The 8912-nt window shown below is 70.2% G+C and carries 10 protein-coding genes; 6 read left to right on the forward strand and 4 right to left on the reverse strand.

What is annotated here, in order from left to right:
• Positions 1-37: 37 nt before the first annotated feature.
• The 4 genes from ASG72_RS07440 to ASG72_RS07455 are packed head-to-tail and all read right to left on the reverse strand — an operon-like array spanning position 38 to position 3795.
• On the reverse strand, positions 38-919 hold the full coding sequence (locus ASG72_RS07440) for an energy transducer TonB (protein ID WP_056710643.1): 882 nt from the start codon (positions 917-919) through the stop codon (positions 38-40).
• Positions 919-1743, reverse strand: coding sequence for a heme ABC transporter ATP-binding protein (locus tag ASG72_RS07445; RefSeq protein WP_082540170.1), 825 nt, complete (start codon positions 1741-1743; stop codon positions 919-921). The genes ASG72_RS07440 and ASG72_RS07445 overlap by 1 nt, the downstream gene beginning before the upstream one ends.
• Complete coding sequence (locus tag ASG72_RS07450) at positions 1730-2839, reverse strand: iron ABC transporter permease (protein WP_082540171.1); 1110 nt, start codon at positions 2837-2839, stop codon at positions 1730-1732. Before ASG72_RS07450 ends, ASG72_RS07445 begins: the two co-directional genes overlap by 14 nt.
• Positions 2836-3795: an ABC transporter substrate-binding protein gene (locus ASG72_RS07455; protein WP_082540172.1), complete on the reverse strand. Its 960-nt coding sequence runs from the start codon at positions 3793-3795 to the stop codon at positions 2836-2838. The genes ASG72_RS07450 and ASG72_RS07455 overlap by 4 nt, the downstream gene beginning before the upstream one ends.
• 261 nt (positions 3796-4056) lie before the next feature.
• Between ASG72_RS07455 and ASG72_RS07460 the strand changes: the two genes are divergently transcribed.
• The 6 genes from ASG72_RS07460 to ASG72_RS07485 all read left to right on the forward strand — a co-directional run bounded on the left by ASG72_RS07460 (position 4057) and on the right by ASG72_RS07485 (position 8654).
• Positions 4057-6171 (forward strand): TonB-dependent hemoglobin/transferrin/lactoferrin family receptor, encoded by a 2115-nt coding sequence (locus ASG72_RS07460; RefSeq protein WP_056710645.1) that lies wholly within the window; start codon positions 4057-4059, stop codon positions 6169-6171.
• Positions 6168-6575, forward strand: a complete 408-nt coding sequence (locus ASG72_RS07465) for a VOC family protein (RefSeq protein ID WP_056710647.1) — start codon at positions 6168-6170, stop codon at positions 6573-6575. The genes ASG72_RS07460 and ASG72_RS07465 overlap by 4 nt, the downstream gene beginning before the upstream one ends.
• A gap of 34 nt (positions 6576-6609) precedes the next feature.
• Positions 6610-6954, forward strand: a complete 345-nt coding sequence (locus ASG72_RS07470) for an antibiotic biosynthesis monooxygenase (protein WP_056710649.1) — start codon at positions 6610-6612, stop codon at positions 6952-6954.
• A gap of 101 nt (positions 6955-7055) precedes the next feature.
• Positions 7056-7532 carry a heme utilization cystosolic carrier protein HutX gene (gene hutX, locus ASG72_RS07475; RefSeq protein WP_056711045.1) on the forward strand — a complete coding sequence of 159 codons (477 nt, stop codon included), beginning with the start codon at positions 7056-7058 and terminating at the stop codon, positions 7530-7532.
• Between the two features lie 336 nt (positions 7533-7868).
• Complete coding sequence (locus ASG72_RS07480; protein WP_056710651.1) at positions 7869-8051, forward strand: hemin uptake protein HemP; 183 nt, start codon at positions 7869-7871, stop codon at positions 8049-8051.
• Between the two features lie 63 nt (positions 8052-8114).
• On the forward strand, positions 8115-8654 hold the full coding sequence (locus ASG72_RS07485; protein ID WP_056710653.1) for an MOSC domain-containing protein: 540 nt from the start codon (positions 8115-8117) through the stop codon (positions 8652-8654).
• Positions 8655-8912: the final 258 nt, after the last annotated feature.

The raw sequence follows: 8912 nt of genomic DNA on the forward strand, positions 1-8912 counted from the left end.
GGCAGGCCAGTGCGCCCGGCGCGGCGCAGCGGCCGCTTCAGCGGGTGTAATTGATCGGGACCGTCAGCGTGATCGCGCCCCGCGAACCGGAGGGCGGCGCGGGCACCGGGCTCGCCCGCTGGATCATCGACACCGCCTCGGCATCGAGCGTGGCGTCCCCCGAGGATGCGGCCAGCCGTGCCGACAACACCCGCCCCCCGCCGTCGATGGCGAAGGCGACGCGCACGATCCCAGGCCGCGCCCCGTTCGGGAAACGCTTGTAGCGGTTGAGATGGGCCTGCAGCGACCCGCGCCAGCTCGCCAGCGACACGGTAGGCTGCGCCGCCGCGCCCTGCGGGTCCGGCGTCGGCGCCCTGGAGGCGCGCGAGGGCGGCGGCGCGGATGCGGCCTGCTTCACCCGCTTCGGCTTCTCCACCGGCTTTTGCCGCACGATCCGCGGTTTCGGCGGCGGCGGCGGCTTGACCTGCACAGGCGGGGTCACGACAGGCTCCGGCGGCGCGGGCTCCGGCGGTGGCGGGGCCGGCATCGGCAGCATCGCCTCCGCATTCGGCAGCGGCGGCAGCTCCGGGATCGGCAGGTCGAGCTTCACCGGCGGCGCAGGTTCCGGCTCGGGTTCCGGCTCGGGTTCGGGCTCGGGTTCCGGCTCGGGCTCGGGCGGCTCCGCTTCGGGCTCCGGCGGCGGCTCCACCGGCGCGACCGGCTCGGGTTCCGGCGGCGGCGGCGCTGGCGGGGTTTCGGGAGCGACCGAAATCGCCGCCAGATCGATCATGATCGCAGGCTCCGGCGCACCGGCGGCGGCCTCGGCGTCGTTCACCGAATATCGCACGGCGAGCCAGGCCACCCCGCCATGCAGCGCCAGCGCCACCAGCGCCGCGAGGCTCCAGCGCAGGGCCTTGATGTGGGGAGAGCCGGAGGGCATCAGACGCTCATCCTTTGCTGGGGCAGAAGGAAGGGGATTCCGGCCCGCGGGCTGAGCCCCAGAGCGAGATCGACCCGGAAGACGTCGCGCAGCAGCGTGTCGTCGAGAACCGCCTCCGGCCTGCCGCGCGCCATGATGCGCCCGCGATCCATCACAACGAGCGTATCGGCATAGGTCACGGCCAGGTTCAGGTCGTGCAGCACGATCAGCACGGCCACCCCGCCGGCCGCGACCTCCCGCGCCATGTCGAGCAGGGCGATCTGGTGGCAGAGATCGAGGCTGGACACCGGCTCGTCGAGGAACAGCGCCTGCGCCGCGGCACTGCTGCGCCCGGCCGTCAGCTGGCACAGGGCGCGGGCGAACTGCACGCGCTGCTTCTCCCCGCCCGACAAGGTCTGGTAGCTGCGCGGAGCCAGCGACAGCACGCCGGCATCCGCCAGGCATTGCGCGACGATCGCCTCGCGCCTCGGGCGATCGAGCCCGCGGCCGATCCCGTCCACCCCCAGCCGCGCCACCTCGTAGACGCTGAAGGGGAAGGCCAGCCGCGTCTGCTGCGCCATCACCGCGCGCCGCGCCGCCAATCGCCAGGGCGCGATCGCGGCGAGCGGCTCGCCAGCGAAGCGGACGAGCCCGCGGCCGGGAGAGATCTCGCCGGTCAAGAGCTTGAGCAGGGTCGATTTGCCGGCGCCATTGGGGCCGACCAGCACCGTCACCCGCCCCGCCTCGAGCGGCAGCGACGCGTTCTCGACCAGCATCCGGCCGCCGGCACCGTAGCACAGGCCCAGCCCCTCGATCAGCACCGGCCCCGGATCAGAGATCGTCATGGCCGGCCTTCCGCAGCAGCAGCCAGAGGAAGAAGGGCGCGCCGAGCGCGGCCGTGACGATGCCGATCGGCAGTTCCGCCGGAGCCACCAGCAGGCGCGCCGCCGTATCGGCCGCGACGAGCAGCCCCGCGCCGCCGAGCGCCGAGAGCGGCAGCAGCAGGCGATGATCGGGACCGACCGCCAGCCGCACGAGATGCGGCACGACGATGCCGATGAAGCCGATGATCCCCGCCGTCGCGACGCTCGCCCCGACCGCCAGCGCCACCAGCAATATCGCCATCGCCTTGATGCGCTGGACCGGCAGGCCGAGATGATAGGCCTCGGCCTCTCCCAGCATCAGCGCGTTGAGCCCCCGCGCCAGCACGGGCGCGGCGATCAGCAGCGGCAGCAGGACGGGCGCGATTACCGCGAGCTTGCTCCAGCTCGCCCCGCCCAGGCTGCCGAGCGACCAGAAGGTCAGGTCCCGCAGCTGCCGATCATCCGAGAGATAGGAGAGCAGCCCGGTGAAAGCGCCCGACAGCGCGCCCAGCGCGATCCCCGCCAGCAGCATGGTCGCGATCGAGGTGCGCCCCTGCCGGGTGGCGATGAGATAGAGCACCACCGTCGAGACCAACCCGCCGCAGAAGGCGCCGACCGGCAGGACGGCGAAGGGCAGCTTCAGCCCTGTGCCGGCGAGGATCCGGTCGCCCAGCACGATGGTGACCGCCGCGGCCAGGCCGGCACCGGCCGAGACGCCGACGAGGCCGGGATCCGCGAGCGGATTGCGGAACAGCCCCTGCATCAGCGCCCCCGAAACGGCGAGCGCCGCCCCGATCATCAGCCCGAGCAGCACCCGCGGCAGGCGGATGTTCACGACCACCAGCGCATCGCGCGCGGCGAGAGCATCGCCGCCGCCCGTCGCCTGCGCCAGCAGGATCCGCGCCACGCGTTCGGGCGCGATCGGCACCGCCCCCTGCCCCAGGGCGATCACCGCGAGCAGGAGGCACAGCGCGATGCCGGCCGCGGTCGCCAGCACGGCCCGCCGCCGGGCGGCGGTGGCGAAATCGAGGGCGGAGGCCGGATCGGCCCCGCTGCGCTGGCGCAGGGCCAGGGTCATGGCTTGGCCTGATCCGGCAGCGGCGCGATTTGCCGCTCGGGATAAAGCGCCGCCATCAGGTCGCGGGCAGCGGCGGGAGCGCGGGGGCCGAAGCCGAGGAGATAGAGGCCGTCCATGACGACCAGCGCCTTGCGCGCCGCCGCCGGCGTCTGGGAGAAGCTCGGCATCGCGAACAGCGCCTCGCTCGTCAGCGCGCCGGCCGCGCCCGTGCGCATCGAGAGGATGACGTCCGGCGCGGCGGCGATGATCGCCTCGTCCGTCATCGGCTTGAACCCTTCGACCGCCTCCCCGGCATTGACGCCGCCGGCGAGCGCGATCATCGCCGCGGCCGAGCTGCCGCGGCCGCCGATCATCACGCGGCCATTGGCCAGGGAGAGCAGGAACAGCACCCTGCGCGGCTGCGGCAGCGCGGCGCGCTGCGCCTCCAGCGAGGCGAAGCCGGCCTTCACCCGCTCCGCCAGCCGCCGCGCCGGCTCGACCGCACCGACCAGCGCGCCGACCGCCTCGATCTTCGTGACGACGCCCTCCGCGCTCGGATCATCCGGCACGATGGCGAGACGGACGCCCGCCTCGTTGAGCAGGGACAGGGCGTTGGTCGGGCCGGCCCCGGGAATGGCGATGACGAGCGAGGGCCGCAGCGACAGCACGCCCTCGGCCGACAACGCCCGGACATAGCCGATATTGGATTTTGTCTGCAGCGCCTCGGGCGGGAATTGGCTGGTCGAATCGACGCCGACGAGCCGGTCCTGCAGACCGAGCGCGTAGATGATCTCGGTGACCGCACCGCCCGCCGCGACGATCCGGGCCGGGGTCTGGGCGAAGCTGCTGGCGACCAACGCTTCGGGCCGCCACAGGCCGAGCCCGGCGATCGCGGTCAGTGCCAGCGCCGTTCCGATTTCCCGCCGGCTGGCCTGCCGCAAGCGCGGCTGCCGCTCCGGAGCGCCGATCTTCACCATCGCAGTCTTCCCGCCCTGTCATCTAACGTCGATCCAGTTACCACTGCTCTGAAGCTGCTGCAAATATTTCAGTTTTGATTTATTCTAAAGTTAAGTGAGCAAGATCATAGATTTTATAATGTAGATAAAATACGTTCGACTTGACGTGATCTTGCCATATTCCTATGAGGTGACGAGGCGCTCCTCGCAGCGCAGCCAGCCAGCCACGCGCCTTGCGGCGCCAGCCAGCCATTTCCTTGTTCCGGCCTGGGGCTGACACACATGATCACGCATGCCGCGTTCCTGCGCGCTTCCACCTCGCTCGTCGCTTTGGCGGCCGTCATCGCCGCATCCGGTGCCATGGCCCAGGCGCAGCCGCGCCGGCCCGCGGCGCCGACACCGGCGGCGCAGCTGCCGCAACTGGCGCGCCAGGGCGCGCCGGTCTCGCTCGACGAGATCACCGTCACGGCCAGCAAGCAGGAAGAGCGGGCGATCGACGCCCTCGCCTCGGTTTCGGTGATGAGCCGGACCGATCTGCGGGCGCTCGCGCCGCAGCGCCTCGGCAGCGCCGTCAACATGATCCCGGGCGTGGCGACGCAGGAGAACCCGAACGACCCCGCCACCGCGATCAACATTCGCGGCCTTCAGGATTTCGGCCGGGTCGCGGTCACGGTCGACGGGGCGCGGCAGAATTTCCAGCGCTCCGGCCATAATGCGAACGGCTCCTTCTTCCTCGATCCGGCCTTCATCCGCTCCATCGACGTGACGCGCGGTCCCGTCGCCAATGTCTATGGCTCCGGCGCCATCGGCGGCGTCGTCTCCTTCGAGACCGTCGATCCCAGGGACATCCTGCGGCCCGGCGAGCGCGCCGCCGCCGAGATCGGCGCCACCGGCGTGTTCAGCCGCCAGACCGGCTGGTATGGCAACGTGATCGGCGCGGCGCGCCCGACCGATTGGGCGGCGGGGCTGCTCGGCCTCTCCTTCCGCTCGCTCAACGGCTATCGCGACGGCAATGGCAACCGCATCCTCGACAGCGGGCAGGATCTGAAATCGGGCCTCGGCAAGCTGGTGCTGACGCCGGGGGACGGGCATGAGCTGAAGCTCGGCGGCCAGTATCAGCGCTATGATTTCAGCAACGGCCTCGGCACCACCGGCTCGCCGCGCCGCGACAACGAGGTGGTGACGCAGAACTACACCGGCCAGTACAGCTTCTCGCGGCCGGACCTGCCCTGGCTCAATTTGAAGGCCAGCGCCTATTCCACCAAGACCGAAACCGACCAGACGCAGCTCTCTGGAACCGGTGCGGCGCTGGGCGCCAAGCGCTTCTTCGATATCGAGACGAAGGGCGTCGACATCCAGAACACCATGAAGTTCGATCTCGGCGCCGCGGCGCTGAACCTCTCCTATGGCGCCGACTGGTTCGAGGATCGCGTCAGGACCGGGGATCCGGTCGGCAATGGCGACGAGACGACGCCGTCCGGCAAGCGCAGCGTCTATGGCGGCTTCGTGCAGAGCCATGTGAAATACGGCATCGTCGATGTGATCGGCGCCCTGCGCTATGACAGCTACGAGCTGAGCGGCGGCAGGACCTCCTCGGACGGCAACCGCCTCTCGCCGAAGCTGACCATCGGCGTCACGCCGCTGCAGGGGCTGCAGGCCTATGGCACCTATGCCGAGGGCTATCGTGCGCCCTCGATCACCGAGACCCTGGTCGACGGCCTCCACCCCGCGCCCGCCCGCTTCGCCTTCCGTCCCAATCCGAACCTCAAGCCCGAGATCGGCAAGACGCTGGAGGCGGGGCTCAACCTGAAATACGACAATGTCCTGCAGGCCGGCGACCGGTTCCGCGGCAAGGTCGCCGTCTTCCGCAACGAGGTCACCAATTACATCGATGGCGTCTTCGTCGATCCCGGCCGCCCCTGCGGCTCCGGCGGCAATTCCTGCGACGATGCCTTCTACACCTATCAGAACGTCGCCAAGGCGCGGCTGACCGGCGTCGAGGCGGAATTCGCCTATGATGCCGGCCGCTGGTTCGCCAGCATCGCCGGCTCCAGCGTACGCGGCGACAACCGCACCACCGACCAGCCGCTGCAATCGATCTATCCGGACAAGCTGATCCTCGGCGCGGGGCTGCGCCTCTTCGAGGAGAAGCTGACGCTGGGCGGCCGGGTGACCATGGTCGACGAGCAGAAGCGCCTGCCGCGCGCGGCCCTGGCCACGGCGAGCAAGGCCTATGCGCTGGTCGATCTCTATGCCGAATACAAGATCACCCCGGATGCGCGCGCCTTCGTCACGCTCGAAAACGTCGCCGATGTCCGCTACAAGCGCTATCGCGACGGGGGTTACAGCCCCGGCTTCGTCGGCAAGATCGGCTTTTCCACCCGGTTCGGCACATGAGCGCAGAGGCGAAGGCGGCCCATCCCCTGCAGGGAGACTGCGTGGCACCGGTCCTGCCGATGCGCGACGCTTCGGTCACCTCCGCCTTTTATGCGCGCTTCGGCTTCGACGAGGCGCGGCGCTTCGGCGAGCCGGTCGCCTATCTCATCGTCGCGCGCGGCTGGATGGAGCTGCATGTCTTCAGCCATCCCGGCTGCGACCCCGCGAGCTCTGTGGCGGGCGCCTTCATCCGCGTTTCGGATGTCGACCAGTTCACCGCGGGCTTCGCCGATCGCGTGGAGCCCGGCGCCGGCGCGCCGCGCTACCATCCGCCCGAGGACAAGCCCTGGGGCATGCGCCAGGCCGCGCTGGTCGATCCCGACGGGAATCTGATCCAGTTCGGCACGCCGCTGCCATCACTCTAAGCCAGCCCATCAGCCAGCCAGAAAGGACCATCCCATGTTCATCGCCATGAATCGCTTCAAGGTCGTCAAGGGCGAGGAGGCGGCCTTCGAAGCCATCTGGGCCTCGCGCAAGACGCGGCTCGACGAGCTCGAAGGCTATATCGCCTTTCACCTGCTGAAGGGGCCGGAGAAGGCGGATCACACCCTCTACGCCTCGCATACCAGCTGGACCAGCAAGGAGGCCTTCACCGCCTGGACGAAATCCGAGCAGTTCCGCGATTCCCATCGCAATGCCGGCCAGCCGCGCGACCGGCCGCTCTATCTCGGCCATCCCGAATTCGAGGGGTTCGAGACCGTGCTCAGCGAACGCAGCTCCCGCCCGCTCCAGGCGGCCGAGTGAGGGGAGGCGGCATGTCGATCTCGCAGGCGAGCGCGCCGGCCGGCCAGGAACCGCCGGCGCCGATCACGCTGACACCGGAAGGCTCGGCCCGCATCCAGGCGATGCTGGCCGAGAAACCCGACGGTGTCATCGAAGCCATCGCCCGCGAGGTCGGCGTGTCGACACTCGCCGTGCTCGAGGCCGCCCCGGCGAGCCAGCGCAGCGCGATCCCGGCCGCGCATTTCGAGGCGCTCTGGCAGGAGCTCTCGCAATGGGGCAAGGTGCTGTTCATCGTCCACACCCCCGACATCGTGCTGGAATGCACCGGCATCCTGCCGCGCGGCAGCTTCGGCCATGGCTATTACAACATCCATGGCGACAGCCCGATCGGCGGGCACATCAAGGCCGGGAATTGCCGCGCCATCCACCTCGTCGACCGGCTCTTCCATGGCCGCCGCTCCTGCTCGATCCAGTTCTTCAATGGCGCGGGCGAGGCGATGTTCAAGGTCTTCGTCCGGCGCGGACCCGATCGCGAGCTCGATCCGGAGCAGCTCGCCCGCTTCGAGGCGCTCAAGACCGGGGCTCTCGTCCGGACCTGACCGCGGTCACACCGGCGCCCGCCCTGGGATCGTCACGAACGGATCGCGGCCGGGCCGGGCGGAAAGCCGCAAGGCCGGCCGGCCCTGCGCCGTGCCGGCCGCCTCGCCCCATGATGGGCCGATCCGCGACCGTCCGTCGCCACGGGCCCGGCGCCTCAGTCTCTCCGGTTCCCCTGCCCTCCCACGCGCCCTCGCGGATTGACCGGACCCGGGCATCGCGGCTAAGTCATATGCTGGTCAAGGTACTGTTTTGATTTGGATTTATTCAAAACAGCACCGCCCGAGAGCCAGCGCTGATTCCGCATTTCTTGGCGACCGCTCCGGATTCCGACACCCATGACGAACCCTCCTCCCGCCGATCCTGTCACGGCCGATGCGCCCGGTTCCGCGCCGCATGAACCGCCGGTGATCGATGTCCGCAGCCTGCTGGGCGGCGGGCGGGAGATCATCCTGCTGCATCTCGGCGAGCGCTACCGGCTGCGCATCACCGCCCGCGACCGGCTGATCCTGACGAAATAGCGGCCTCGCCAGACCGGCTGCGGCGTGGCAGAAGCGCCGCCGACCGCAGGCGAAGGAGTTGCCATGGGCATCGTGGTTTCCGTGAGTGCCGAGCCGGGCCACGGCTTCAGCAAGACGCCCCGCGCTGCGATCACCCTGCTGCCCGGGCTCGGCGTCGAGGGCGACGCCCATTGCGGAGCCACCGTCCGGCACCGCTCGCGCGTCGCGGCCGACCCGCTGCAGCCCAATCTGCGCCAGCTGCATCTCTTCCCGGCGGAATGGCTCGAGGCGCTCGATGCGCGCGGTTTCGACCTCGCTCCGGGTGGGCTGGGCGAGAATCTGCTGACGCGCGGGCTCGACCTGCTGGCGCTGCCCACCGGCACGCTGCTGCGCTTCTCCCAGGGGCCGCTGGTCGCGGTGACCGGCCTGCGCAACCCCTGCCGGCAGATCGAGGCCTATCGTCAGGGTCTGCTCGCCGCCGTGCTGGATCGCGACGCCGAGGGGGCGGTGGTGCTCAAGGCCGGCATCATGGCCGTTATCCTGGAAGGCGGCGTGATCGCCCCGGGCGACAGCATCGGCCTGAGCCTGCCGCCTGAGCCGCACCGAAAGCTGCAGCGGGTCTGACGCGCCGGGGGCCACGCCTGAAAAAGGCCCGCGCACCGGCGGGCCTCCTTCGCGCGGAGCCGGGGTTCAGTCCGTCGGATAACCCGGCTCGTCGCCACCGTCATTGCGAGCGAAGCGAAGCAACCCAGGAGGTGAGAGGCTCACCCAGCGCCGCTGGGTTGCTTCGCTGCGCTCGCAATGACGGTAGGGAGCGCCAGGGCGCGCGCGGGGAGAGCAGCGGGGTCGAGCGGCTGAAACCGTCGGATAACCGCCGCCGTC

This window comes from Allobosea sp. Leaf344 (assembly GCF_001426225.1).
Classification (GTDB): Bacteria; Pseudomonadota; Alphaproteobacteria; order Rhizobiales; family Beijerinckiaceae; genus Allobosea.

Bases quoted from the DNA above. Each gene is read 5' to 3' on its own strand.
- ASG72_RS07485 (WP_056710653.1), top strand. From the start codon at position 8,115: ATGGGCATCGTGGTTTCCGTGAGTGCCGAGCCGGGCCACGGCTTCAGC.
- ASG72_RS07445 (WP_082540170.1), bottom strand. From the start codon at position 1,743: ATGACGATCTCTGATCCGGGGCCGGTGCTGATCGAGGGGCTGGGCCTG.
- ASG72_RS07460 (WP_056710645.1), top strand. From the start codon at position 4,057: ATGATCACGCATGCCGCGTTCCTGCGCGCTTCCACCTCGCTCGTCGCT.
- hutX (WP_056711045.1), top strand. From the start codon at position 7,056: ATGCTGGCCGAGAAACCCGACGGTGTCATCGAAGCCATCGCCCGCGAG.
- ASG72_RS07455 (WP_082540172.1), bottom strand. From the start codon at position 3,795: ATGGTGAAGATCGGCGCTCCGGAGCGGCAGCCGCGCTTGCGGCAGGCC.
- ASG72_RS07440 (WP_056710643.1), bottom strand. From the start codon at position 919: ATGCCCTCCGGCTCTCCCCACATCAAGGCCCTGCGCTGGAGCCTCGCG.
- ASG72_RS07480 (WP_056710651.1), top strand. From the start codon at position 7,869: ATGACGAACCCTCCTCCCGCCGATCCTGTCACGGCCGATGCGCCCGGT.
- ASG72_RS07465 (WP_056710647.1), top strand. From the start codon at position 6,168: ATGAGCGCAGAGGCGAAGGCGGCCCATCCCCTGCAGGGAGACTGCGTG.
- ASG72_RS07450 (WP_082540171.1), bottom strand. From the start codon at position 2,839: ATGACCCTGGCCCTGCGCCAGCGCAGCGGGGCCGATCCGGCCTCCGCC.
- ASG72_RS07470 (WP_056710649.1), top strand. From the start codon at position 6,610: ATGTTCATCGCCATGAATCGCTTCAAGGTCGTCAAGGGCGAGGAGGCG.